The sequence below is a fragment of the Catenulispora rubra genome (genome assembly GCF_015356825.1).
Lineage (GTDB): Bacteria > Actinomycetota > Actinomycetes > Streptomycetales > Catenulisporaceae > Catenulispora > Catenulispora rubra.
In genome coordinates this window covers 1-918 of sequence record NZ_JAACYW010000659.1, presented here as the reverse complement: position 1 = coordinate 918, position 918 = coordinate 1, and the positions used below count along the sequence as shown (strand labels likewise).

Sequence of the window (918 nt, the reverse complement as noted above, 5' to 3'; positions counted from 1 at the left end):
AGGTCCAGATAGTAGATGCCGTCCTCGAAGAAGTCCGTCCCATGATGACGGATCCAGTACAGCAGCATCGTCGACTTCCCGATGCTCCGCATTCCGGCGAGGTGCAGGAGTTTCGCCACGTCGCCTCGGGCGCAGGCGGCCTCGACGATCCAGGCACGCTCTTCAACGCGATCGGCGAACGCCGTGGGCTCGGGCGGATAGTTGGCATCGGTGCACCTGAACTGGAACTCGGGGCCGATGATGTCGTTCTCGATGTGCTCCGTCAGCATGGCACGGTGCAACCGTGCGGATTGCGCGTCGTCGGAGTCGGCTAGCGTCAGCTGCGTCATCAGCCGTGCGATCTCGGCGATCGGATCCTTCTTCGCCTTGATCATTTTCCTCAGCTTCGGAAGGCGCGCAACCATCGCCCTCACGAACGCAGCGGCAGCCGGCCTGCCCACCTTTTCGCCTGCGCTTTTTCCGAGAGCACCACCGGTCGCGATCAAAAACTTCTCGAGCGATTCCTTCGTAATCTCCTCAATCAACTCGGCCCCCGCCCCGCTCGTCGACCGCCGACTGCAGCCGAACTTCATCAGAGGTCTGATCCTAGACAACGCACCACTACCCGGCGCAACACTCCGCTACGGCAGTCGTGATGTACCCCGACCGTTCGGGCACCGTCACCACGCCGTCGGCGGCTCCCATCGGCCAGTCGCTCGACATGGGCCTCGCCCAGAGCGGCGTTGAGCCTCTAGTTCTCGCGCTCCAGCTGCGCCTCATGCGCCGAGGTTCCCGCCCTGCCTGCCACCCCGGGGCAACCCGACCCAAGTCCAGGAACTGCCGCTCCCAGATCCCAGCGCTCTACTCGGACACATTGGTCCGCCGCGCCGCCTCGACGACTGCCACCTCACCGGCCACGATCGACAGCACGATCCTCAG

At 64.3% G+C, this 918-nt stretch carries 2 protein-coding genes; one reads left to right on the top strand and one right to left on the bottom strand.

Going from position 1 to position 918, the window contains the following annotated elements; all coding sequences use genetic code 11:
• The coding region (locus tag GWK61_RS54820) for a hypothetical protein (protein WP_194922329.1) at window positions 1–572 on the bottom strand (572 nt) is incomplete at its 3' end.
• Between the two features lie 62 nt (window positions 573–634).
• On the opposite strand from GWK61_RS54820, the gene GWK61_RS58165 reads away from it, so the two are divergent.
• Window positions 635–918: hypothetical protein (locus GWK61_RS58165; RefSeq protein ID WP_228564584.1), on the top strand; the 284-nt coding region annotated here is incomplete at its 3' end.